Below are 24745 nucleotides of genomic sequence, written 5' to 3'. Positions count from 1 at the left end.
ATACCACAATAAAAATTAAATAAACATGATTTTCAAAAAAATATTTTTTAAATATAGGTGCCGGCCATTCTACTAAAGGAGGTCTTGCAATATCACTTTGTTTAAACCAGTCCATTTTATCCGGGGCGTACTCCTTAAAAATAAAAAGATGCCTCCTATCGGGAAGGCATCTCTACTACTTATCCTTTGATTTCAAGCAGTTTCTGGCGCAGTTCATTTTCCATAGAAGCCAGGTCACTTTCTGCCTGGCGCCGCTTATTGCGGCCCTCCTCCTGGATCCGGAGTGTTTCTTCCAGAGTGGAAATGAGATTTTCCTGGGTTTTCTTAAGCGTCTCAATGTCCACTAGGCCGCGCTCATTTTCCTTGGCGGTTTCAATGGTATTGGTTTTCAGCATTTCCGCGTTTTTCAAGAGCAGCTCATTGGTTGTTTTTGAAACCTGCTTCTGCGCTTCAACGGCATGGCGCTGACGGATAAGGGTCAGGGCAATTGCCACCTGGTTTTTCCACAGCGGGATGGCGGTGTTGATGGATGCCTGGATCTTTTCGACAAGGGCCTGGTTCGTGTTTTGGATCAGGCGGATCTGCGGGGCGGATTGGATCGTAATTTCCCGGCTCAGCTTTAAATCGTACAGCCTCTTGTCCAGCCTGTCCGCAAACTGAAGCATATCGTTGACTTCCTGGAATTTCATCTGGTCGCCTGATGATTCCGCTTCCTTCCTCATCTGCGGGATTGTCTGCTCATGAAGCTCCTCGAGCTTGATTTCGCCCGCTGCAATATAGACATTGAGAGCGTGGAAATATTCCTTGTTCGTGTCATATAACTTCTCCAGCATATGGATATCGGATAAAAGGACATTTTTGCTGCGGTCCAGCTTTACGCTGATCCGGTCAATCTGCGCTCCTGTTTTTTGATATTTGGAGAGGATCTCCTGGACAGAATCGGAGATTTTTCCGAACATGCGGGAAAACAGCGACTGCTTGCCCTGCTTCAGTTCATCCGGATTCATATCATTGAGGCGCTTCATCAGGTCATTGATGATATCACCGACCTCTCCGATATCCTTTTTCTGGACATGCTCGAGCATGCTGTGCGAGAAGGTGAGCAGCTTCGTCTGAGCCTGAGTCCCATAAGCAATCATGGCCTGGTGGTTGCGCGGGTCGATCTGCTCGGCAATCTGATAAGCCCGGGCGCGGTTTTCCTCCGGGATCACGTCTATGAGCTTCACCGGTTTCTCTTCTTTCGCTAGCTCCAGGACAGGTCCGCCATTCATGTCGCCGAACGGGTCGGCAAGGATATCATCCATAAGACTGCTCGTCTTTTTCGTTAATGATGGGTTTTGTTCGCTCATTTCAGCCTCCTGCTTTCTTCAGGTAATCGGTTTTCCTTCCACGTTTTAATCGAGTTTTTGGCCACGTTTATTTCAAAATTAAGATTATCAATATCATCGGAAATCACTTCGTACAAATCCTTCTCAACCGTCTGGGAGAGTTCATTAATGGTCCTTCGGGTTTCCAGCAGCGACTGGTCGATTTCAAGGTTCTTCTTCGGCTGGGTGGAGAGGAAAACATATTTCTCCGTCATTTCCACCAGAGAATCAAGATGGGAAAAATAAAACCGCTCCGCCTGGTAAAAACGCTTCGGCTCTTTCTTCGTCAGCCTGTAAATCTTCCGTGTGATCCTCATCAGTTCAATCCGCTGCTTCAAAGAAGGAAGATGGCGGATCGCAAATAATGACTTGTGCAGGCGGGAAATTTTCTTTTTCCCTTCTGCAAGGTTTGTCTTGATATACTTGTATTCCCTCCGCGTCAGCCCGTGCTTCCTGAGGAAACGGACACGCCCGATCTGGAATGCGGCCAGATATACTAACGCAGCCGCTCCGCCTGCTATCAGCCCGGATAAGAAAAACGTCTGGTCAAATCCGAAATAGCTGACCGTCCAGACCGACCCGGCGAACGGGACAGCCAGTACTGTGCCTATAAGAAACGAAACAATCCGGTTCATTTGTATCGACTCCTGACATAAAATCCTGCTTTACCTGTACATACGGATAAAGACCGAATAGGTTTCACCCAATCTCCCGCCACTGACAGAAAAAGTAAGATTATCTTATTTAATTCAACAATACACGATAAAACTCCTCTTTTCCATAGACCAGGACTGTAAGATTAGGTAGGTCTTGAGGCGTAGAAGATGGTGACAGGCACCTCCCGGTTTTTGTCGAAAATTAAAAGCAGGCTGCCTAAGCAGCCTGCTTTATTTCATTTTGTAATTGTATCATCCATCAAACCGGCGGCTATAAGGAAGTTCGCCAGAATTTTGGCCATATGATCTCGCCTTGTATAGCCATTCGGGTCAAAACGGCCATCCTCACGCCCAGATACTATACCAGCCTGATAAACAGCTTCAATTCCTTCTTTCGCCCATGGTGCAAATTGGGCGGCATCCTTGAAATCTGAAGCTTTCTTACTCTCTTCTAACACATTCTTGTTAAAGCCAATGAACGGAATGTCCATAGCACGGCTGATCATGGCAGCGGCCTGTGCCCTTGTAACCCTCTCATTCGGGGCAAAATTCCCATCCTCTTTGCCCTGAATGATACCGGTTTGAACAGCTGCCATCAATTCACCTTCGCTGTTGAACCATTCAGTCCCTTTTACATCCTTAAAGCGATTGTCATAATCCACAGCCGGAAGGCCAAGGGCGCGGACAAGCAAAACAGTGAATTGTGCCCTGGTCATCTCTTCTAGCGGTGCGTATGTTCCATCTGCTTTTCCTTTAATGATATGTTTGGATGCGAGGGTCTCTATATAATCAGCCGGCCAGCTTTTCCTGTCTACATCCGGGAAGGATACCTTATCTTCTGAAACTGCAAAGACAGTTCCGGCCAATGATTTAAATTCTGCTGTTCTGCCCTTGAACAGTGCTGGTACTGATGAAATGGCACCAGTGCTGTTAAAACGGATGACAGAAGCGGTTTTAGCATTGAATTCTTTGCTGCCTGCCAGCTCATAGTTTAAATAACTGCTGAAGTTTTCAAGCGGCTGCTTCTTCTCTCCAGCTGCCGCTTCTGCAGTAAATTCCATTACCTTTGATGCTAAAGTCAGCTTATTCTTTTCTGCCATTTCTTTAATAGCAGGTTCACCTGCTTCATTAACAGAGATGACGATGGAGAGATTTTCGACATTAGTCCCCAGTTTTTCCACAAGCTCTGCTGTCTGAATCTGGCTGACTGGCAGGGTAATGCTTGCTTCACCATTTTTTATGCGGATGAATGCATCTTTCTGCTTAGCTGCGGCATCCCTGAAGAGAACTGCAGGAATGCTTGCTTCTGCTGTTTCACCCTTAGCCGTCTTCTCCAGCATGATAGGAATCACTTTCTTTTCCCCATTCAGCATGCTGACAATTCCCGGAACCTGGCTGCTCTGGACAGCAGTGACAATCTCGTTCTGCTTTCGTTCAATCTGCACTGCACCTGATGGAAGAAGAATCTCTCCCGGTTTTTGCCCGGCAGGAGGTGCTGCAGGCGGCTGCGATGGCTGAGACGGTTGGGTTGGACCCTGGTTCCCATTGTCTCCCCCGCCAGTTCCGGTTCCATTTCCAGTTGTGAATGACCAGATATCTGACAATGCTTCCCCTGAGAATTCATCATTCACCCGGACATACCATCCGTACAGTTTATTGGCCTCCAGGCCGGCCCATCCTGTTTCTGCCGCTTTCTTTCCTGACAGAGTCTGAGTCTCCCCGATCTGGCTGTCTGTATAAACCTTCATTTCAAGCCTGTCTGTGGAGACGACCTTCTCCTTCGGCTCCAATGGAAGATCGATAACAAACTCATCTTTGCCCGGATAAGAATCTGCATCGTAGAAATTATAATCGTTCAGATACGGAGAGTAAGTTTTTACGTATATCTTATTTTCTGAAGGGTTAACATGCAGGAGACGCATATATCCTTGTCCGCCTTCAGGCCCTCCCTGGTAGTCAGCCAGCATTTGGTATACTTTCCGGTCCGGTGTACCATCACCGTCATCATCAATCTCATCAACGAGCGTTTCGCTGTCATGATAATGGCCGCAAAGGACGGCCAGCACGTTTTTATTTGGCTTTACAATTTCTTCAAAGATTTTGTTTCCAAGCGGACTTCTATTGCCCGAAACAAGAAGGTATTCATGGAAGTTCAGGAACGCCATGCGGTCCGGATATTGGGCAAGCACATCCTTCAGCCATTCAAGATCGGCATCCTCAACGCCCCAGCCCATATAGACCATAATATAATCATTGCCATTTACACTGATAAGGTCGTAATGGCCGCGATTGTCTTTATAAGATCCTCCATAATACGGCTTGTCTGCAAATCTCTCTTCTCCAAAATACTGGGAGTATTGGGTATAATCATTGGTTTTATGATCTACATCATGATTGCCTGCCAGGACACCATAAGGTATATTTGCATCTTCGAGCACGTTCATATACTCATCGGCATATGCCCATTGCTGGGGATCTGTGGAAACATCAACCAAATCTCCTGTATGGAAGACATAAGGGATTTTCAGATTCTCCTTGTTGGCTGCCACCCAGTCTACCATTTTTTTATAAATATGCGGGTAGCTCTCTGAATAATATTGCGTATCCGACATCCAAACCATCGTATAATCAAATGGCGTTTCAGTTGAAATTTCATCCTGGACCATCACTTGTATCTTTTGGTCCTTCATATATTGTTTGCCCTGCACAGATGCTGTCAGAGTGAAATCATCCTGATCAGCCACCTTCCACTGCTGGACTTCCCACTTGCCACTATCAAAATTCCAGACATACATGCTGACTTTTCTTCCCAAAAGGGATTTCCCTTCCCAGTCTATCTGGATGATGTCTGTTTCATCTACTTCCGAATCGACCTTAACTTCGAATCGCTGATAAGGGAATTTTTCTACAGATGACGTTGTTACATACTCGCCATCCTTATCGTTCATTTTATCTTCCTCTGCTGCAACCAGCAAAGTCTCCCCTGCCGGAATCATTTCTGCCGGAGGCTCCCTGTCAGCTGAGTTGGAGAAGACACTTACTTCTGCATCTGCCGGCTTGTATTCAAAGCCTTTGTAAAATCTCACAGACAGATCATCATTAGTAGGGTCGGAAACCTCTACTGACAGCTTCGCATCTGTTTTTACATCTTTTGCCCCGTCTTCGGGAGAAAGTGCCTTCGGCTTGGCAGGATGTTCATCAGCAGTTTTAAACACTACAGATTCTTTACCTGTATTGCCGACCAGGTCGATTGCAGTGATTTCAAAGGTATGTGAGCCCGGATCCAGCTGGGCAGAGCCTGTATCATATGGCAGGGTAACTTCCTTGCCATCAAGAGTGGCTGATACGGAGGTTACCCCGGACCAGTCATCTTCTACATCCGCGTCCAGTGTAAAGCTGCCTTTATATTCCTTGCCATTTTCCACAGAAGCCGTGATAAGCGGTGCCGAATTATCGACAATTACTTTTGAAGAAGCTGAACTATCCCCTTCAGTTGCTGTTATTGTATGCTCGCCCTCTCCGGCTTCAAGGGTATTCCACTTATAAGCCTTGGCGGCAAATTTTTCTTCCGGCACCTCGAAAGAGAAATCATAAACAGGCTTGGCAGAGCCTGCGTCTCCGACAGTCAATTCCTTTTCCTTGTCGCTGTATGCCGGGTCATATATGACAGTCCCGTCGCTTAGGACAAGTCTGGCATTTTTAATATAAAAGTCATCACGGTTTTCCTCTGATTCCTGATCAAAAGGAGACACCTTTGTGCCTGAGCGGACGGAAATGACAGCCGGTTCATTCAATGAAAGCTTGTCCGGTTCAATAGGAACAGTCATTGTTACATATGAATTGATCGTATCGTCAAATATCTTTAAAACTTCATTACCCATCGTAACACCATTTTGGAAAAATAAATTTATCTTTTTAACATCAAATGCAAAGTAGGCCTGTTTTTCCAGCGCTTTATAGGTTTCTGCTGCAACACTCTCTCCATCGATTTTGAGTTTGATATTTTCATAACTGCCCGAAGCAGAGGCTGCTTTAAGAATTGTCTCTTTTGTAACAATAGAGTCATTCTTAACATTCAGGCGCAGTCCTGTTTCTTCTTCTCCGCCTGTTATTTTAATCTCTGCCGGCTCTGACTCGATTGTATGGGTTCCATCTGAAACGAGCGTATAATACTCGACTTTATCTTTTCCAATCAGCTCCGGAGAGTAGATTTTGAAATGATAGAGTCCATCATTATAGCTTGGCTGCAGATCAGCCGATCTGTATGCCCCATTGCTGTCCGTTCTGTAGAAGAGGCGCATTGTTTTTACATCCTGGTCATCTGCGGCGTCAAACAGGAGCTGCAGATCTTCCTTCTCGTTTACTTCTGTGATACTGGAAAGATCCTCAATGGCAGGTGCTTTTGTGTCTTCCTTAAGCTCTGCCTTTGCTGCCGGGACCTGGGTCTTCATGACCGCACCAGGGGTTGCATTGTCTGCCCCCGCACTGATTTTGACCATTTTGGTTGTTTTATCAGTAGGAAATGCATAGAATATGCCCTTATTGGCAGCAGTATCCTTCTTATTCGGCTCATCATTATAGAAGGACGCTGCTATTTCCCGGCCGGTATTAGTCGCAATGACAATGCCCCTGTCCCCTGTATTGGCCATCCCATTGGAAACCATTTTAAAGAGATTCTTATTTTCTTCGAGATTGGTAGAGTAATTGCTGTTAAAGTCTTTTGCTGTTTTATCAGTATTTCCTGTGTTGATAATCCAGAAAACAACAGCTTCACCTGAAGGTATAATAATATCCGCTTTTTCCGGCCCCCAGATCAAGTCTGCTTCGGGCCCTTCCATTGGATAGCGGTAGCGGATTTTATAATCCTTAAAGTTAATAGGTTTATCTGTATTGTTATATACTTCAATAAATTCATAGCCATCAAGAGCATTCACATTGGTAGAATCAGGTACAACCTCAGTAATGAGCAGCGGCGGCACTTCATTCTTTGCGTATTGGGCCGGTGTAATAGTTGCTGTAGCATCACCGGTGCTGCTGGAGTTGATTCCGTCGGTTGCTTCTATTTTGTAGACAATCTGTTTTGACCGCAGATCCGCTTCAGGGATGACTGCTTCATAAACATTTTCAGCTTGCCCGCTTACAAGCATTTTGACCGTTTTCCATTCAGCTGCTTCTGCAGCCCGGTAAGAGAGGGAAACAGCCTGCACTTCTGTGTTATCTGTAACGGTTGCTGAAATCATTGCATCCTGTCCGCCTTCAATTTCAGTCTGTACTTCATGGGTAATGACTGGAGCTTCACTGTCATCTGACAGCTTCACCGGTTCTGAAGGTACCTGGCCTGGAAAAACAGCCCCTGGTGCTGCTTTTTCACTGATCCCAGCCTTCACCATATCTTTGCCGGCTGAAGGCGTTTTATAAGTAATTCCGCTATTCGGAAATACATCAGAACTGCGGTTATTATATGCCGCTTGCGCAATCTCAGTCCCAAGATCATCGGCTATGATCAGTGTGCGCTCCGATCCGTTCGCCATTCCATCATTATGGATTTCAATGACCTGGCCGGCATCCAGGCTTGTTCCGTAGTTCTCATTGAAGCTTTCCAGCCCTGTTTCATCATTGGCCCCATTTTTGATCCAGACCACGGCAGAACTCTGCGGCTCTACCATTTTATCTTCAGCAAGATCCCAATTTAGCTGGGTATTATTCGGATATCGGTAAATGATTTGATAATCTTTTAGATTTATTGCTTGATCGGCATTATTATAGATTTCAATAAACTCGTACCCATCCTTGCCATTAACATCTGAACTATCCGGAGTGATTTCCGTGATCATCAGCCTTGGCTTTGACTGGGGTTCCGTTTCTTGAACAGTTTCTATCTTTGTTTGAACAGGCATTGATTTATCTGCCGGAAAGGCAGTTGTATTCATTCCATCTGCTGCCTCAATATAATAGGAAAGTGTACCGCCCAAATAGTCGGCAGCCGGTATTGCCGCTGCATATGTATTGTCACCATTTTTAACAAGAGGGACAGACTTCCACTTCATGCTTCCATGGCTCTGATAATAAACCACGGCTGTCAGCAGCTCCTGGTCATCCTCTATAACTGCTTCAATCTGCAGATCCATGCTGCCTTCCACCGTTTCGGCAGGAGTATGGGTGATGACTGGAGCCGTATTATTTTCTCCCTCTGGCACGGAAATTTGACCAGCACTAACTATTCCCGGTGAAGGTGCTGCTTTAATCTGAAATGGGAGCATTTCTGCTGATTCCGGCTGGCTTTTAAAATGCTTAGAGAGCCCTTCTCCCGTTTCATCCTTAACATAGCTGGCAAAAGAAACTTCAGCATTCTGGCCGTCGACAATTTTTATTCCCCTATTGCCTGTGTTGGCCATTCCTGTGAATCCGCTTCCTGTGAACTCAAGGATTGCTTCATCCGGCAGTTCAGCCGCATAATGATTCCTGAAATCCTCTTTGGTTTTGGCGCTTTTGTTATACCAGAGAACGACGGTTTCGTTTGGCTTCAGTACATATTCACCAAAAGACAAAGGCAGCTCTTTGCCTGCTTCGTCGGTATATACATAATAGAACTGGTAATCTTTAAGACTTATCTCCTGAGCTGATGGATTATGCAGCTCAAAATACTCATAATCCTCTGCACCCTTGATGTCAGGAGCAATTTCCGTAATCAGCAGCTGATCAAGCTTCAGCGCTTCCTCCGCCTGAACAGCAGACGAGAAAGGCGCCAGCATGCTGCCTGTAAGCATCGAACTCATCAGCAAATGACCAAATTTCGATCTCTTTTTCCCCATCCCTCAACAAACCTCCCCAAATTTCTCTCAATCTAATTGTAAAAATGGAACATGAAGGAATTGTTGGAAAATTGTAAAGATAGGGTAAAGTGGTTAAAGTGGTGACAGGCACCTCCCGATATTTGAAGATTCTTGTCGAAAAAAAAAGAAACGCCATACCGGAAGGGTAGACGTTTCTTGGTTCTATGTATGTTCCTGTTGTTCTTAAGTAAAATTTTCAATCAGTTTCTGTTATATTTTCCTGCCTGGTCCAAAAATCATGTTCTCCTCTAAAAAAGCTCTCTACTTCTCCCAAGGTCAAACCAACATTTCTTGCTTCCAGCAATAATTCGATCCACTCTTTTTCTACTTCATTACTCATACCCATAACCGTTTCCCCTATTGCGGCAGCCCAGCCGTCTTAACCATACATGGCCTTAGACCTGAGGCTTTGCGCCCTTATCTTTCAATAAGTTTGCATTTCACAGAAATGTAGTACAGGTATAAAGTACCCCTTGAAATGAAAAATTAACCATTTTTTTTACGACAGAAACCTACATAGATTTGTCGAATTCTTGAAGCTGATCTTTAAGAGTTTCTATTATTCTCTTTTAATTTCCCAGTTGTATAAATGAATGATAACAACAGCAAGAAAGCGAAGGAATTTTCCCTTCGCTTTCTTTTAATGCTACACTACAGCAGCATGTTTCACGCTATATGAAGGCAGCTGATGCTCGAGCTTCCTGCCTGCTGCCTTAAGGTTGGCCAGGCATTCTCTCCGCAGGCTGTCCGTGCAAATGAAATTATAGTTTAGCTCCCGTTCCAATTGAGAAAAGCTGGCTGATAGATTCTTCCCGCTTTCAACAGCTTTTCTTAACTGCTCCTCAAAAAATTCTTCCGTACCAAAAAAATACATGATTATGCACCCTTTCCTTTCAGTTACTATGCCAAAAGGTTCGGCCGATTAGCTCTGAAAGGACTAAGTATTAAATCCAAAGCTATCCACTTTATCACCCTGGCAGCCCGACTATCGTAGCTTACGCCTTAGACTCGCGGCTTTGCGTCCTTATTTTTCAATAAGTTTGCCTTTTTCAATATTCATACTATTATCATATTACTTTTGTCATCTTTTATCAATTGCTGCTGCTAAATTTATAAGATTTTTTTATCAAAAAAATGTTTATTTTTTCCTAATAAAAGGGAGTTCCCTGCCGATAATAATGTAAATGGCTTTTGCCAGAATGAATTTTCGGAGGGCAACATGAAGACGACTAAACGAGGAATAAGCTATAAGTCGATTAAATCAGCCAATCCTGATGCAGAGACTGTTGTCCTCACACATGGACTTGGTCTGGACAGCACTGTATGGAACCTTATTCTTCCTCAGTTAGCAGATTATCATATCCTACTATTTGACTTTAGGGGTCACGGATACAGCAGTGCTGCAAATGGATCTTTATCCTGGAATATACTGAATGACGATTTCGAATCAGTACTGGACGAGGCAGGGTGCTTCTCTTTTCATTATATTGGTCAGGGCTTGGGGGCTTATTTCGGCTCACAGTGGCAGGATCAACACCCTGGCAGTATCTTGTCGTTCATTGTCTTTTCCACGCCAGCAATCAATTTGGCCGATTGCATAAGAAAAGCACCTTCAGAGAATAACTTGCCGCTAATTGATAAAGAGGGGCTGGCAGATTTTTGGATCACACATCTTCTTTATAAATCGATCGGCCCCAATTCCTTTCTTATAAGAGATGCTTGCTCAAGGCTTGATTTGCCATCTTATTTTTTGGCAAGGGAGTTAATCTCTGATTCTTCTATTATTCATTTTAAACATATGAATATACCAGCCTTGTTTTTAGCAGGGGAATTTGATCACTTTTATCCGGCCTCCGTTGTCATGCTGAGCAGCGATTATATCAGAAAAAGCAGAAAATACATCATTCCTTCAGCATCCCATTTGATACAGCTGGATCAGCCTGAACTGACACTATCCAAATGCCGGGAGTTTCTGGCCGATCCAGCAGTGATGGCGGAAGTGAAGCCCGATTCGGGAAGCGCTTATACGCAAAAGCTGCTTCTCCAACTGGAGGCAGCTTTTGAGACGCCTCCTCCAAATCAAGATAAGATTGAAGTTTATATGCTTGATGAGTTTAAAGTGACAGCCGGAAATACAATAATTGAAGGAAAATGGAATCAGCGCAAGGCGAAAGAGATTCTCGCTTACCTGTGCCTGCATGGACCAGTTTCCAGGAATATTATTACGGAGGTCTTCTGGCCTTCCCTGCCTGTAGCCAATGCCCAGAACCAGCTGCGCGTCAGTTTGACGCACCTGCGTAAAATTTTTCAAGGCGGCGGGATTCCTGACCCCTTTACGATTGAAAACAATATCATCTCCATAAATAGAGCTATAGAAATCGACGCCCTGAAATTCTTCCACCTGTTGAATCAGGCGCTCGAAGCAGAGAACTGGGCTGATATAAAACTGTTAAAATCAAAGGTATCAGGCAAGATCCCGCCGAAGCTTATGCCGCAGTTCAAAGCCAAATGGGCAGATGACTACAGGAGGGACTTAGAACTCTCCATCATCAGACTTCTTAATCTAACTTATAAGAAGCATATGCACATGAGAGAAATTTCTGAAGCATTAAATGATATGCAGCTGCTCCTGAAACTGGCTTCAGAGGATACAAAGCTATATAAGGAAATCAGCGATCTATACCAGAAAGTCAGCATGACTCCCATTGAAATATGGGAACCTGCTTAAAGCTCCTGAGTATTTGACTAAGCACCAATAAAGAAAGGACAGCGGCATTTGCCGTTGTCCTTTCTTTCTGTTCAGCTTTCAACCTTAAATTTTTGAAGCAGCCCATTAAGGTTTGCAGCAATATCATTAAGGGCTTCCGATTCTTCTTTGACTGTCTCCATATCCGCAGTTTGGGTGTCAACATGGCTGACAACTTCCACCAGCCGTTCATTGACATGCTGGAATTGAGAGGATAACTCTTCAACACTTGCCGCCACCTCTTCACTTCCTGCTGCCATTTGTTCACTGACCGCCGATATTTCCTGGATGCGCCCGTTCACGTTATCTACAGACCCCAGTATGCTTTCAAAAGATTGTACAACAGCCTCGATGGATAGCTTGCCGCCTATTACATCCTGATTGGTCTTTTTCATTGCAGCGGATGTGGCATCCGCATCCCCCTGGAGCTGCTGGATGATGGCTGATATGTTGGAGGCAGACTGATTGGTCTGGCTGGCCAGATTCCCTACCTCATGGGCGACAACCGCAAACCCCTTCCCATGCTCCCCTGCCCTGGCCGCTTCTATGCTTGCATTCAGTGCCAGCAGATTTGTCTGCCCGGCAATGTCCGATATTTCCTTCGTTATAACGGCAATTCTTTTTGAACCTTCAAGGAAGCTATTAATAGCCTCTTCAAGTGAATTGAAGGACTGGTCGATACCATGCATTTTTTCAGCAGCCTCAAGCACCTGATGCTTTCCTGAAATGGCAAGGCTGGCCGTTTCTGCTGAAGCCTGATTGACTAGGCTGGAGGTTTCAGCGGTGTTGCTGACGCCTACCGACATCTCATCCATCGTGACAGCAACTTCATTGGCCGATTGCAGCTGCTGATAGACAGTCTGCTGAAATTCCATGATCTGCTTTTTGATTCCCTGGAGGCTCTCATTCGTCTCTGCGACTCTTTGCTCTAATGAACCTGAGGACCTGGATACAGTACCTCCCGTATCCTTGACACGTGCAATCAGCTCCTGAAGGCCGGCTCTCATATGCTCAAGCGGTGCACTGATGCTTTTCAGCGGTCCCAGCTGCTTAATGTCAGCCGGCTTTGACAGATCTCCCTTGCTCACCCGCTCCACAAAACGCTGGATTTCATTGAACGGCTTTGCATACGAAGCAAAATTAATAAATCCTGAGAGGATAAATGCTATGATGATCAATCCCAGCAAAGCAGCTGATTCTGCCGAGAACACCTGCTTTTTGAAAATCAATGAATAGATGGCTATGATGATCATGCCTGAGACAGCAGCCTGCATTGCGACATTCAGCATATAAACCATTATTTTTTTAATGACATCATTCTTTTTATTCCCCATTATACTCCCCTATTCCCATTTTCATATAGTTCCTTTAATGGATATATCGGTATAACAGCAGGGAAATTTAGCTTCATACAAAAAAAGGCAGCAGACGATATCAATTTTTTACAAGGCTGCAACTGACAAGCATTTTGTTAAGAATTCTTTCTCCTGTTAACGTAATGCATTATTCCAGGAGCAGATCATTGAAAAATTTTCCCAACTTTATGCAATTGTAACTTTTTACCTATTATTGTATGATGATACCAAAGACCCACCAACCCCTCTTCAACCGCACCCTGCTATTAATCAAACGTTTGATTAATAGAATATTCTTACACTTATTCCCCTTTGCTGGTATACTATTCCTACGGGAAAAGTAGGAGGTAAAAGCATGAGAACCGGAGCGCTTATCAAGTATTACCGGACAAAAAAAGGGATGACACAGAGGGAATTGGCCCAAGGTGTCTGCTCCATCTCCCACCTTAGCAAAATAGAAAACAACTCCAAAGAAGCCCATGATGGCACGATCGACTTATTGCTGAACAAGCTTGGCATCACTTTACAGCAGGCAGAAGATAAGCAGGAACAGTTCGGGAGTATGATCGAGGATTTTATCACCAAGCTGATCTACTATCAAAAGGAACAGGCAGAAGCAGCATTCCAAACCCTGTCTAAAGCAGAAGAGCTGATCACCTTTACTCCTTACATAAACTACTATTCTCTCTGGAAATACCGCTATCTTATCTTCGTCGGAGATATAAATGGAGCAGCGGCTCAGAGAGAGCATCTAGGCAAGATAAAAAAGAATTTTTCCCAACATGAAACCTATTTATACAGCTACTTTAATGCGTTATCTTTAATACAGACAGGTCAGCTGGAAAAAGCAGACAATATCCTCAGCACCCTGATTGAGGATAAAGTGAAGGAAAGCGCCATCGGAGCCGGGGATTTGTTTTACCATTACGGACTTGTCAAAAGCATGAAGGAAGAGTCAGGGGCGGCCGTCCACTATGGAAAGAAAGCACTGGGACATTTTTCAGACCAGTTCAATTTCAAGCGGATTCTGCACACCCTGATGCTGCTGGGCATCAATTATACCCACGCAGGCATTTATCATGAGGCAGCCGAGTGCTTCAGGCATCTGCTCAGGAACATTGAAGCGCTGAAGATCGAGACAGCCCTGCTGCCGCAGATTTACCATAATATGGGCTATCTGTACAGAAGGACCAATGACCTGAAGAAGGCATCATTGTATTACAAAAAAAGCCTGGCCCTTCATCCGGTCGAGTCGTCCAACTATTTGATCAGTCTGTATTCATATGCCGAGACTCTTCACAAGCTCGGCGACAATGACAGCAGAAAGCATTTTGAAAAACTGAAACTGCTTGCACAGAAAGCCAGCTCCAGAAAGTATGAGCTGATGTCCCATTATCACCTCACCAGTTTTGCAGATGAAAGCAAGGCTGTAGAGTTTTTGCAGGAAAGGCTCCTGCCTTTTCTTGAAAAGACCGATGAGCACGAGAATGAGCTGGAGGAATTCTATCAGGTGCTTGCAAGGCATCTGATTCATCATGGCGAGTACGAAAAGGCAATCCAATATATCTCAAAGTACAGGGAGGAATTACAGTAAAATGAAGAAAAAATATCTGTTTCTGCTGATTGCCGCTTTGGGTTTGCTGGTTCATTACGGTGATGCAGCTCCCCCGGACGCTAAAAGCTCCTTTGCTGCATCTGAAAATCCTGATGATCGTCCCATTCAGCCTCCTTTGAAGGAAGACAGCTGATACCCCCTCTACTATCTTCCCCAGGCATATCCCTCAAGTCACAGGAAAAGAGCTGCTTCTCACTGGAAGCAGCTCTTCTTCTTGTTAAGAAAACTAACCGGTATTCGGCTTTTAATAGACCCCTACATTGTCCCAGGCAGTTCTGACTGCATTATAAGCAGAGCTTCCGCTTCCATATAAATCTGCGGCAGACTGCAGGAGCGCTGCGCGTGCATAGCTGAAATTGCTCGTCGGTGTCAGATAGACAGTCAGGGCACGGTAGTAGATTTTTTCGGCCTGGGCCTTGCCGATGCTGCTGATTGTATAGTAGGCAGCTTTATTCGGGATTCCGCTGTTGATATGGACGCCTCCATTATCGGAGCTTGTGTTCACATACTGGTTCATATGCTCAGGCTGCCCGTACAATGTCGGGTTGGACATGCTGCGGAGGGCATCGCCGGAACGGCCAGGGGTGTACACATCCTCACCCATCAGGAAGTCGCCTGGATCAAGGAAATATCCAAACACATCGGAGAAGGACTCGTTCAGAGCACCAGACTGATACTGGTACTGCAGATTGGCCGTCCTTTCAGTGACCGCGTGGGTGATTTCATGGGCCACTACATCAAGGGCTCCGGAGAGAGATGTAAATTGGGAGCCATCACCGTCTCCATAAACCATCTGCGAACCATTCCAGAACGCATTATTATAGCGTGATCCGTAATGGACCGTTGATCGGATGGTTGCCCCATTATTGTCGAAACTGTTGCGGTTATGCGTGTTTTTAAAATAGTCATAGACCTTTCCGGCGTAATAATGTGCATCCACATCCGCCCTTTGATTGGTCGCAGTCCATGCATTATTGCTGTCGGCGGAACGCGAGCCTGGCAGGGAGGATCCGTTATTGGCAGTGAAGGTCTCAATGACTCCATTCATTGGCTTTGTAACATCATATAAGTAATAAGTTCCGCCTGAAGAATAAGTATTCAATGTTTTGGAGCCGCCGGTCACGCCTGTGCCTGTCCCGGTTGCAGCCGCATCTGCCACAGCATTATAAGCTTCGACAATATGGCCGTTCTTCGCGTCGACAAAGATCTGCCAGTTCGCCCCATACGGCTCAATGAACTGCAGCTGGACCTTGTAAGCGAGCGTATACTCCCCGTCCTTTTCATGGATCACAAGGTCATTTTTCACATGCGTATTTTTCACTTCACTCTTTTTGCCGGCTTTCTGGAGGTCAGCAGGCACAGCCTGGTCGCTGCCTTTTGTATCCTCTTCTGTCAGATTGATATTTTTCCAGGCAAGATCAGCCGCTTCTTTTTTACTGATGGCTGCTTTTGTATCAGTTATTTTTTCTGATGCATCAGCATATAATTGTCCTGTCGCAGCCGTTACATCACTATTTTTATCTGTATGGACCTTGAAAATAGCCCCTTCCACCGGGACCCCATTAATAGACTGGGAGAATTTATAATGCTTCATTCCAAGGTCATCTGTTTCAGCATTCAACAGTATGAGCTCCTTGAAAGGATCTACTTTGAATAAGTCTTTATTATCTTTGAGGAATTTTTTTATATCATCATCATTTTTGGCTTTGTTTTTTGATAGCTTGCCAGCCAAAAATTTTGGGGCATGCTTCTCTTTTTGTTCGAGCTTTTGCTGCAGCTCCATTTGATTGAGCAATTTTTCTGAAGGAGATAAACCGTAGGCAGTGGCTGCCGGAAATGCGGCACTGAGAGCTAAGGAAGTTCCGAGTACGAGCGTTGCTAACTTTTTTGTCATTTTAATATCCCCTTTGGCTATTTTTAGGACTAGCTAATCCATATCTACACGTGTTAAGGATAAGTGTAGCCAGCGAGCAGGCTAATCACAATAAATCCATATACCCAGCAGGCCCAAAAAAGATAAATGAAGGAGTCTGATAGAGAAATGGGCAAAAACTTTCCCAATCCCTATGATGTCTAACGCCAGGAAAAGCTAGGGAAGTTTCGATGTAATTTTGCTTCAGCTTCGTAAAAAGGTGAAATCTTTACTATTACTCTTTTTATTTTTCCCAATATATTTTATCTGAATATATAGTTTCCCTTTTACAATCCTATGTAAATAAGCATAGGCTAATAGACACTTATTTTTACATATTACCCCAAGATCAGATGACCTTTGTAACATTTCTGAAATATTTCCACTCTTCTGTAAACCTTTAGGTTATCTTGATCGTCTAAAGAGGAAAAAAGGAGGCATTAAAATGAAAAAAATCTATGCCATTATTTTTACGGCATTATTCCTTGCTTCAGCAGGAGCCTTTTATATGGAGGGAGCCCCTTTGGATGCGACTGCTTCTGATAAGAAAGCTGACGAAGTTCAAAGTGAGAAGCAGGAAGAAACGGCAAACGCCAGTGCCAAAGCTGAGGAAACTGTAACTGTAGAAACAGAGCCTTCCAAGGACAAGGAAGAGCCGCTGCAGGATCTATCCGAAACTGAGAACGGCGCCTCTCAAGAACCGTCGGAAGAAAGTGAAACAGATTCTCCACAATCACAGAATCAGGATACAATTAAAATCGAGAATAAAGTATACGTCAATATTATGGATAAAGAAAAATTTGCCCACATGAGCAGAACAGCCGCTAAATACGGAGCCAAGTTGTACGCATTGCCAAATTCCGACCTTTTTGTCATAGCCAAGGATGGCAAACCGATTGTTTATATGAGTACAGGAGTCAAAAATGCACCTGTGGCCTATGCCGATTTGCTGGCTGAGCTTTTCGCTGAAGGCTTTAATGAATACAAAAAACTGTCCGAAAACATCCTATTTTCCGCTGAAACGGGAGCTGAAGTATCTGTTGATTTTGGGGGTTATATAGCCTATGGAATTGAAACAAAAGAGGGCTGGATAAAAGTTTCCTGGTAATATGCGGGGTGTCAGTCCGGATAATAGCAAAAAAAAAGCGGCTCCCTATGTGGAAGCCGGTTAGGATCATTTATAAACTTTGACAGTGATTGTTTTGTTTCCCCACTGGAGGGCACGCTGTTTATTAGGGATAAAGACATCAATTTTATTTCCTTTAACAGCTGAGCCTTTGTCCGCTGCAATGGCCATGCCATAACCGGGAACATATACCTTAGATCCCAGCGGAATGATTCTTGGGTCGACAGAAATAGCCTTGATGTTTGGATTCTTTTTCAGGTTTAAGCCGGTATACGTAATTCCGCTGCAGCCTTTGCAGCTTGCTGTATATGCGGTAGCTTTCACTTTTATTTCTTTGTAGGCAGCAGCAGGAGCTTTTGCTGTTTTTGCACTTTTTACTGCTGTACCTGCTGTTTTAAGCGTTTGATTTATCTTTATATGATCTGAAGTCAGTTTGTTCCAGGTTTTTAATTGCTGTACTGTTACATTATGTTTCTTGGAGATTGACCAGAGGGTGTCTCCCTTTTTTACCTGATATGTAGTTCCAGAGGCGAAAGTGGCGTTTGAAAATCCGAAAAGCAATAACAATGCTGCACTTACATTTAGTAGTAATTTCTTCAAAACGTACTCTCCTTTGTCTTCTATCATAGGAACATGTTAACAGTTTAAGATAACAATAATGTTTCAATAGGTTTCTATTTATGTTACAAAACAATTCATTTAAACGTCATTTTGTAATATAACAAAAAAAACAGCTTATTTAACCAAAAGAAAAAGGAGTTTTTCAACTCCTTTTCTGTTTATGTAATTAAAATAATTGCCCCGGCTTCAGCCTGCCCTTTTGCAGTAAGTTTCTTCGTTTCTTCACTCTCCAGGCGTCTATTATGATGATAAGAATAAGAGTTCCTGAAAAGATCGCTCCCTTTCCTTCTACCAGGTTAAATACCAGGGCAACCCATCCTTCACTAATTAAAGTAAATATGGACGTAAACAGCATGATCATCGCGTAAATAATCAGGATTATTTCTGCCAGAGTCAATGCCCTCATTTTTTCAACCTCCCAGGTATATAAAAATACACTAACTCTTACCCTATGACCAGTGGTATAAAACCTGGCCCCTTTTTCTTAGAAAACAAAAGTGCCAGTACTTTGAGTCAAAAGGAATGATGCAGATTAAAAAGTCATAGCATAACCTCCGTCTTTTGGGTGCCGAGGAGATCCACCCGGATGCTTTTGCGGCATTGCGGGGGCGGGACTCAGCTGCTGTAGGTAAATCGGAAATTTATGATTTTTCACAAGCATTTTTTTCACCGACTAAAATAGGACTGCCTATTCAGCAGGCAGCCCTTTCAACTTTATATATCATTGCATGATAGAATATGACAAACTTTTCAACTGTTCGTAGGCTTCCATATAATAAGGTGTTCCATACTGGATCATCCTGTCTACCATGCCAATCCCCTGATAGAAAATGAGACTTTGCCCCGGAAGACCATACCGATGTGACATCTCAATGTATTTTTTAAAATTTACAACACCCGCTTCAATTTGATGCGGTCCATACTGATCTATTTCAATATTGATTCCGCTGCCGTAAATTTGGGCATTAAGAAATGCCCGGTGAAGCCGTTGGTCTGCATCTGTCAGTTTAAGGCGGAACGCATTTGGCTGAAGGTAGGCCCCATCAAACCCGTATGTTTCCCAGCGTTCAAAATTAGTAGATAAAGCATGCGGCGAATAGATCAGGAACTTACCTTTTTGATGGATCCTGGCAGAAATTTGTTCTACAAGCGGTCCATCCTGGGGATAACCCATTGTCTCACTCATCCAATAGTATCCTTTAAAAGTAAGGTTGGAAAAGCCTTTTTCCTCCCAGACAGCTTCAACAGCTTCCATATACCACGCCGCCATTTTTTCCCGCTCTTTCGGGCTGTTCTTCAGCACTGCTCCATCAAGGCCAATAATATCTTCCTGAAGCTTCGGATAAGGAATTGCTAAATAAACATTGGCCTTTTTCTGCAGCTGTGCGGCTGAAGCATTCAAAGCCTCAAGGACTCCATTCTCAGAAAATGTCTGATCAATATACCATTGGAAGTCTGAGTAATTGGCGTAATTCTTAGAAGAACCCAGCTCGCCCCCAGGATAGCTTCTTCCAAGTATGATAAATGTATCAAACAAAGTTTGGTTTGTACCCCCCGGTGTTAAATAGGGTTTGAAATAATTGGCGGTAAAGTCTGTGTTCTGTTCTGCCCCATTATAAATGAGTACTCCGTTCCTGATTCCAGTTTCACTAAGAAGTCCTGTATGATCTGAAAAGGATTGAAGTGTATTGTCAGCAGGATGAACAGTCCCATCAGGATATTGCATGGCCAGATTGATGGCCTCTTCTGCAGATCTGACAGTATGTTTAACCTCCCCTGACGCTTTCACATTGTATTCAAGCGGCTTGGTATAAATCCTTGAAAGGAACACGGCGAATTGAAGACGGTCAACAGTCAGATCCGGCTTAAAAGTGCCGTCCCCATAACCGGTTGTCACTTTATTCTCGGCAATCGCATCTACGAATGGATAGTATGGATCATCGGCTGGCAGATCTTTAAAGCTTGATTTTCCAGAACCTATGTATTCAAATCCCACAGCCAATGCCATGGCCATATCTTTTCTTGTTAATGGTTTTGCCGGATCGAATTTATTGTCGGTCAGTGAAAACATGCCTTTATCAAGCACAGCCAAAACCTCATTATAACCCCTTGTAGAAGGGTTCATATCGGCAGGAATCACCTGCGGTTCTGCCGGGGCTTCCAGGTTCATTGCCCGGACAAGCATGATGGCTGCGTCATTCCTCGTAATAGAAGCACTCGGGCTGAACTTCCCTAAATGACCTTTGATTACTTCTTTATCAGATAAGAATTTTATGTCCTGGTAAGCCCAATGGTAGCGTGACACATCACTGAACTCATTGGCCTTAACAAGTGCAGGCGACAAAAACACTAGCAGCAACATTAGAATACTGGACGAATAGATTGATAGTTTTTTCATAGTAATACCTCTGATGACCATTGCCTCCATTTTTCTACTTATTTACAGATATATCTTTTATCGTCAGCACTCTGCTCATTTTTACAAAAATAGCAAAATATGCTTAAAAAGTTCTGCACATCCATTTTATACTAGAAATTACCATTCAGGAAGGTTTTTTTGGTGACAGGCACCTATACCAGTATTAGATCCCACGGTATCATCTCTTACGGAAACAACACCAGACAGTTGCTGATTTCAAGCCTTCTCCCAAATAAAAAAACGGAAAATGTCTTATCTTTCCGTTCAAATGGTGACAGGCACCTATACCAGTTTCTTTATGAAATGAATTTTTCGACAAAATCCGGGAGGTACCTGTCACCTATACAACCATTTCACCCGAATAAAATGGGTTAGGATAAACAGGATGGCGGCTAGTATGACGGCTCCCCAAATGAAGGCGGGAGATAGGAAAAATAAGGGCAGGCTGAACAAAAGGGCGACGATCATGCTTATATTAATGGATTGTTTCGTTGCTGCTCCTCTGCGGATAAGCAGGCTGCAGACAAAACTTGGAACTCCTATAAGGTAGAAAGGGATGTAGACAATTTCTACACCTTTAAAACAGGATAATGTGATTATGGCCATGATGAAACCTGCTAGTGAAGAACAGCCGCTTCCTGCTTCATTGCTGCCGGATAACTTAGCTATAATGCAAGCTAAAAGCAGTACACCCATAGCTGCTGAAGAGTTATCTCCCTTAATGGCAGAAAGGCAGGTAAGAACCGCCAGAACCAGCGCTGACAACGGAAGGACTAAAGCGTTGGATTGTCCGGGATAGTGAACACTATAAGTCAAAGATAGAAGGAACAGCAATGTTAAAGGAATTGATAAAGCATAAAAGTTAACTACCCCGCCTAAATAGGTATTTATGAAGCTGATTTCAACTCTTCCCCAGTAAATAACGATAAGGGCGGCTATCACCTGCGCCGGCAGCATCCACCAAACGGATATTCTTTTCTTATCAAACCACCATCCGGCGATGACTACAATGGCTCCCCCAATTAATATGGCAGAAGTATTGTAAAATACTCCTTTGACCAGTAACATGCCAATGGCAAACGGAACAAAAACTGCAATACCTTCAACTATAGAATCATTACCTTTTCTTCTTATAATCTGACCTAAAAGAATAGTACAAATAAAACACACTAATGCTGCCACAACCAGCATAGATCTCCCACCCTTTAATTAAAATTAATATGGTCTGCTCACCTCAATTCTACCACAATTTTACAGAAGGGTGACAGGCACCTATACCACTTCTATACCAGCTTTAATTAAAACAATCATAGAGGAGTTGTTTTACATTTAAACACGGCAGGGAGCAGTGGATTAAGACACTTTCGACATTATCCGTCAAATTTCGGGAGGTACCTGTCACCAACATAAAAGCACCAATAACAAAAGGCAGAGCCGCAGCTCTGCCTTTTGTTCGCAGTACCAGGTACCTTAGCGTACCTCGCACCCATATTAAATGTTATACTGTGCCATTTCCCCGCTGTCATCGACATACTCAATAGTACTCTTGTTCGTTTCCAGATCAATGAACAGTGAACAGTGTTTGCTGCCGTTTCGCCAGGAGAGGCGGATTTCGCTGTCAGGTGAGTCGAGGACCTGGAATTCGCCGCTGAATGCTTCATAATCATTGCGGAAGCGGATGAGCTTCAGGAGTCTCTGGACAACTGGCTTTTCCAGGGATTCTTCAATTTCATCCAGGCTGAAGTTATGGCGGTTGATTTCGCGCCCTTCACCGGTGCGTGCTACATTTTCCACATCATTCTCACCGGCAAGCAGTCCGATATAATAGACCTGCGGGACGCCCGGCGTGAAGAACTGGATGGCTCTGGCAGCAAGATAGGCATCATCATCGCTGTTCAGGACGGAATAGTAGGAGCAGCGGATCTGGTGGACATCAAACCCGTCCTCTGCCTTATGTTCGTCAGAAAGAATCAGGCTAAGATTGGATCCCCTTTCAAGGCAGACATCCACAATGTCTTTCGCTTCCTTTGTATCGATCAGGCCGTCTAGGTCAGGCTTGACCGGTATGCCGTCATGGCAGTCGAGCATCGTGAACTGCTTGTGCGGGCGGTTCTTCAGGTAATCAGCCAGGTTCTTGCTTGATTTGTTGATCAGCGTCTCGAGTACACGGTATGGCAGGATAAAGTCATAGATCCAGAAGCCGTGTTCGGCTAGCTTATACTGAATGGAATAATGGGAATGAACCTCCGGCAGTAGCTCGATGCCCAGAGAATTCGCCAGCTCCATGATCCAGTCAAGGAACTCATAAATTTCCGGTTCAACAAAGAAGCAGCTGGTGCCAAGCTTTTTCACGACATAGCCGACCGCATCAAGGCGGACAATTTTGACGTTCTGCTCTTTGAAATTAGTGAAGAAGTCGGATAATAGCTGCCTGACCTGCTCTGATTTGATATCAAGGTCAATCTGTTCAGAGGGGTCTGTTTTGCCAAAAGTGGTCCATACTGTCTCCTGTTCGCCTGTTTCTTCTATTGTGAAGGTTGAATATGGGAGCGGCCTCCGCAGGAACATCTTGTCAATATCCTCCTGTAAAGGCTGTCCGTCTTCCCAAAGCTTGTCAAGGGTGATGAACAAATCGGCATACTGGGACTGGCGGCCTTTTGCCAAAAAGTCCTGGAAGTACTCGGATTTCTGCGAGATATGGTTGACCATCAGGTCGACAAGGATATCAAAGTTTTCGCCGATCTTCCGGATATCTTCCCATCCCCCGAATTCCGGGTCGATTTCAAGATAGGTAAGCGGGGCAAATCCCCTGTCGCCTGAGGATGGAAAAGGTGGGAGGATATGCACGCCGCCTTTGAAAATATCAGCAAAATGTTCTGTCATTACTTTGTTGAGCATTTTCAGATCTCCGCCGAGGGAGTCCGGATATGTGATAAGCTGTACTTGATTTTTAACTGCCATTTCTAAAACCTCCTACAGTCCGTACATTTCTTTTAGTTTTTCCAGCGGGGGCATGCTGCAGACCGCACCTGTGAATTTTAATTTATAGGCGCTAGCTGCCGAACCCAGCTCCAGGGCTTCCTTTACGGAAAAGCCTTTTACCAGTGCCGTATAAAAACCTGACCAGAATGCGTCTCCTGCACCGGTCGTGTCGATCACATCAGTCGCAAGCGGCTTGATTCTGAAGGTTTCTTCTCCATTGGATACGATCGCTCCATCCTTGCCGATCGTCAGGATGACAAGCTTTGCGCCAAGATCAAGGAATTTGCGGATCTGATTTTCATGGGTGTCCTTCCCGAACAGCCGCTCCGCATCGTCCTCAGATGGCTTTATAATATCGACCATCCCAATGATTGATTTAACGTACTCAATCCCTTCGGCCCCTTTTTTCCATACCATCTGATGGTAATTCGGATCCAGGCAGATCAGGATATTTTGGCTGCGCGCCTGTTCAATCACTTTTTCAATCGTATGGCGGGCCGGTGCCATCGAAAGGGGCCAGCAGGAAAAGTGGACGATTTTTGAATCCAGCAATGCCTTTTCAAGCTCTTCCGTATATTGGAGCTGATAGTCTGCCCCGCGGTAAAAGATGGGATCGGGCGTTCCTTTGCTTTTTGCGACCACAACCATACTGGTGGACGAATCCACGCGCTGAACCAGTCCCGGGTCGATCCCTGTTTTGCGGAGATGGCTGATAAGAAAGGTTCCCAGCCTGTCTTCCCCTACTGCAGACGCGACCAGGGAACGGATTCCCAGCCTCTTTACATTCATAGCAATATTGGCCGGTGATCCGCCAAAATAGTTATGATAAACTGCCGGCTCATCTGCAGGACTGTATTCTTCTGAAATCATATCGATCAGGATTTCGCCTATCGTTAAAATATCATTGCCTCTCGGCTGGAATTCAATTTTCTCATCTAATTTAAGCATCGTAATCCTCCATCGCTGTACTTGCCGCAACTGATATTAAGGGAAAATCTTTCTGCTCCTTTTTCCGGCAGACATGTCCAGTGCTGTCAGGCAGTCTGTACCGTTTTATACCGTCAGGCAGCCTCTATGACTCTACCTTCTGCAGGAGAAAAACTTTTACAAATA

Annotated in this window: 17 protein-coding genes and 2 riboswitches; of the genes, 4 read left to right on the top strand and 13 right to left on the bottom strand. The window is 44.4% G+C overall.

Features of this window, described 5'->3' with window-relative positions; genetic code table 11:
- Window positions 1-179: 179 nt before the first annotated feature.
- The 5 genes from RBB45_RS15005 to RBB45_RS14985 all read right to left on the bottom strand — a co-directional run bounded on the left by RBB45_RS15005 (window position 180) and on the right by RBB45_RS14985 (window position 9730).
- On the bottom strand, window positions 180-1349 hold the full coding sequence (locus tag RBB45_RS15005) for a toxic anion resistance protein (protein ID WP_022544420.1): 1170 nt from the start codon (window positions 1347-1349) through the stop codon (window positions 180-182).
- Window positions 1346-2002, bottom strand: coding sequence for a 5-bromo-4-chloroindolyl phosphate hydrolysis family protein (locus RBB45_RS15000; protein WP_306009850.1), 657 nt, complete (start codon window positions 2000-2002; stop codon window positions 1346-1348). Before RBB45_RS15000 ends, RBB45_RS15005 begins: the two co-directional genes overlap by 4 nt.
- A 257-nt stretch (window positions 2003-2259) precedes the next feature.
- On the bottom strand, window positions 2260-8835 hold the full coding sequence (locus RBB45_RS14995) for an S-layer homology domain-containing protein (protein WP_306009849.1): 6576 nt from the start codon (window positions 8833-8835) through the stop codon (window positions 2260-2262).
- 217 nt (window positions 8836-9052) lie between these two features.
- Window positions 9053-9202, bottom strand: coding sequence for a DNA-binding anti-repressor SinI (gene sinI / locus RBB45_RS14990; protein WP_224949511.1), 150 nt, complete (start codon window positions 9200-9202; stop codon window positions 9053-9055).
- A gap of 15 nt (window positions 9203-9217) precedes the next feature.
- Window positions 9218-9304: riboswitch (cyclic di-GMP riboswitch) on the bottom strand.
- A 198-nt stretch (window positions 9305-9502) separates the two neighbouring features.
- The gene (locus RBB45_RS14985) at window positions 9503-9730 is read right to left on the bottom strand and encodes a hypothetical protein (protein WP_224949510.1); all 228 of its coding nucleotides are present in this window, start codon (window positions 9728-9730) and stop codon (window positions 9503-9505) included.
- Window positions 9731-9828: 98 nt separating this feature from the next.
- Window positions 9829-9911: riboswitch (cyclic di-GMP riboswitch) on the bottom strand.
- A 164-nt stretch (window positions 9912-10075) separates the two neighbouring features.
- Here RBB45_RS14985 and RBB45_RS14980 point away from each other — a divergent pair.
- Window positions 10076-11584: an alpha/beta hydrolase gene (locus tag RBB45_RS14980; RefSeq protein ID WP_306009848.1), complete on the top strand. Its 1509-nt coding sequence runs from the start codon at window positions 10076-10078 to the stop codon at window positions 11582-11584.
- A 71-nt stretch (window positions 11585-11655) separates the two neighbouring features.
- Here RBB45_RS14980 and RBB45_RS26315 read toward each other — a convergent pair whose 3' ends face one another.
- Complete coding sequence (locus RBB45_RS26315) at window positions 11656-12408, bottom strand: methyl-accepting chemotaxis protein (RefSeq protein WP_371931595.1); 753 nt, start codon at window positions 12406-12408, stop codon at window positions 11656-11658.
- 904 nt (window positions 12409-13312) lie between these two features.
- Here RBB45_RS26315 and RBB45_RS14970 point away from each other — a divergent pair.
- Together RBB45_RS14970 and RBB45_RS14965 are read left to right on the top strand one after the other, a co-directional pair.
- Window positions 13313-14551 (top strand): helix-turn-helix domain-containing protein, encoded by a 1239-nt coding sequence (locus tag RBB45_RS14970; RefSeq protein ID WP_129613255.1) that lies wholly within the window; start codon window positions 13313-13315, stop codon window positions 14549-14551.
- Window position 14552: 1 nt separating this feature from the next.
- Window positions 14553-14705, top strand: a complete 153-nt coding sequence (locus RBB45_RS14965) for a hypothetical protein (RefSeq protein ID WP_009792924.1) — start codon at window positions 14553-14555, stop codon at window positions 14703-14705.
- A 111-nt stretch (window positions 14706-14816) separates the two neighbouring features.
- Here RBB45_RS14965 and RBB45_RS14960 read toward each other — a convergent pair whose 3' ends face one another.
- On the bottom strand, window positions 14817-16466 hold the full coding sequence (locus RBB45_RS14960) for a M4 family metallopeptidase (protein WP_306009846.1): 1650 nt from the start codon (window positions 16464-16466) through the stop codon (window positions 14817-14819).
- Between the two features lie 463 nt (window positions 16467-16929).
- On the opposite strand from RBB45_RS14960, the gene RBB45_RS14955 reads away from it, so the two are divergent.
- The gene (locus tag RBB45_RS14955) at window positions 16930-17592 is read left to right on the top strand and encodes a hypothetical protein (protein WP_306009845.1); all 663 of its coding nucleotides are present in this window, start codon (window positions 16930-16932) and stop codon (window positions 17590-17592) included.
- A gap of 66 nt (window positions 17593-17658) precedes the next feature.
- On the opposite strand, the gene RBB45_RS14950 is transcribed toward RBB45_RS14955, so the two are convergent.
- The 6 genes from RBB45_RS14950 to RBB45_RS14925 all read right to left on the bottom strand — a co-directional run bounded on the left by RBB45_RS14950 (window position 17659) and on the right by RBB45_RS14925 (window position 24580).
- A complete protein-coding gene (locus tag RBB45_RS14950; RefSeq protein ID WP_022544423.1) occupies window positions 17659-18210 on the bottom strand; it encodes a 3D domain-containing protein in 552 nt (183 codons plus the stop codon).
- Between the two features lie 187 nt (window positions 18211-18397).
- Window positions 18398-18637 carry a hypothetical protein gene (locus tag RBB45_RS14945; RefSeq protein ID WP_009792920.1) on the bottom strand — a complete coding sequence of 80 codons (240 nt, stop codon included), beginning with the start codon at window positions 18635-18637 and terminating at the stop codon, window positions 18398-18400.
- Between the two features lie 315 nt (window positions 18638-18952).
- Window positions 18953-20629, bottom strand: a complete 1677-nt coding sequence (locus RBB45_RS14940; protein WP_022544424.1) for a DUF4855 domain-containing protein — start codon at window positions 20627-20629, stop codon at window positions 18953-18955.
- A 357-nt stretch (window positions 20630-20986) separates the two neighbouring features.
- Window positions 20987-21841: an MraY family glycosyltransferase gene (locus RBB45_RS14935; protein ID WP_224949495.1), complete on the bottom strand. Its 855-nt coding sequence runs from the start codon at window positions 21839-21841 to the stop codon at window positions 20987-20989.
- A gap of 300 nt (window positions 21842-22141) precedes the next feature.
- A complete protein-coding gene (gene gtfA, locus RBB45_RS14930) occupies window positions 22142-23611 on the bottom strand; it encodes a sucrose phosphorylase (protein WP_306009844.1) in 1470 nt (489 codons plus the stop codon).
- Window positions 23612-23623: 12 nt separating this feature from the next.
- On the bottom strand, window positions 23624-24580 hold the full coding sequence (locus RBB45_RS14925) for a carbohydrate kinase family protein (protein ID WP_129612934.1): 957 nt from the start codon (window positions 24578-24580) through the stop codon (window positions 23624-23626).
- Window positions 24581-24745 lie beyond the last annotated feature (165 nt).

This window comes from Bacillus sp. MMSF_3328 (assembly GCF_030733525.1).
GTDB classification, from domain to species: Bacteria; Bacillota; Bacilli; order Bacillales; family Cytobacillaceae; genus Bacillus_AB; species Bacillus_AB infantis.
This window is presented reverse-complemented; position numbering and strand designations above follow the sequence as displayed.

Coding starts and splice junctions, on each gene's coding strand:
- RBB45_RS14940 (WP_022544424.1), bottom strand. CDS start 20,629: ATGAAAAAACTATCAATCTATTCGTCCAGTATTCTAATGTTGCTGCTA.
- RBB45_RS14995 (WP_306009849.1), bottom strand. CDS start 8,835: ATGGGGAAAAAGAGATCGAAATTTGGTCATTTGCTGATGAGTTCGATG.
- RBB45_RS14965 (WP_009792924.1), top strand. CDS start 14,553: ATGAAGAAAAAATATCTGTTTCTGCTGATTGCCGCTTTGGGTTTGCTG.
- RBB45_RS14925 (WP_129612934.1), bottom strand. CDS start 24,580: ATGCTTAAATTAGATGAGAAAATTGAATTCCAGCCGAGAGGCAATGAT.
- RBB45_RS14945 (WP_009792920.1), bottom strand. CDS start 18,637: ATGAGGGCATTGACTCTGGCAGAAATAATCCTGATTATTTACGCGATG.
- RBB45_RS15000 (WP_306009850.1), bottom strand. CDS start 2,002: ATGAACCGGATTGTTTCGTTTCTTATAGGCACAGTACTGGCTGTCCCG.
- RBB45_RS14985 (WP_224949510.1), bottom strand. CDS start 9,730: ATGTATTTTTTTGGTACGGAAGAATTTTTTGAGGAGCAGTTAAGAAAA.
- RBB45_RS14960 (WP_306009846.1), bottom strand. CDS start 16,466: ATGACAAAAAAGTTAGCAACGCTCGTACTCGGAACTTCCTTAGCTCTC.
- RBB45_RS15005 (WP_022544420.1), bottom strand. CDS start 1,349: ATGAGCGAACAAAACCCATCATTAACGAAAAAGACGAGCAGTCTTATG.
- RBB45_RS14980 (WP_306009848.1), top strand. CDS start 10,076: ATGAAGACGACTAAACGAGGAATAAGCTATAAGTCGATTAAATCAGCC.
- RBB45_RS14935 (WP_224949495.1), bottom strand. CDS start 21,841: ATGCTGGTTGTGGCAGCATTAGTGTGTTTTATTTGTACTATTCTTTTA.
- gtfA (WP_306009844.1), bottom strand. CDS start 23,611: ATGGCAGTTAAAAATCAAGTACAGCTTATCACATATCCGGACTCCCTC.
- RBB45_RS14970 (WP_129613255.1), top strand. CDS start 13,313: ATGAGAACCGGAGCGCTTATCAAGTATTACCGGACAAAAAAAGGGATG.
- sinI (WP_224949511.1), bottom strand. CDS start 9,202: ATGGGTATGAGTAATGAAGTAGAAAAAGAGTGGATCGAATTATTGCTG.
- RBB45_RS14955 (WP_306009845.1), top strand. CDS start 16,930: ATGAAAAAAATCTATGCCATTATTTTTACGGCATTATTCCTTGCTTCA.
- RBB45_RS26315 (WP_371931595.1), bottom strand. CDS start 12,408: ATGTCGGTAGGCGTCAGCAACACCGCTGAAACCTCCAGCCTAGTCAAT.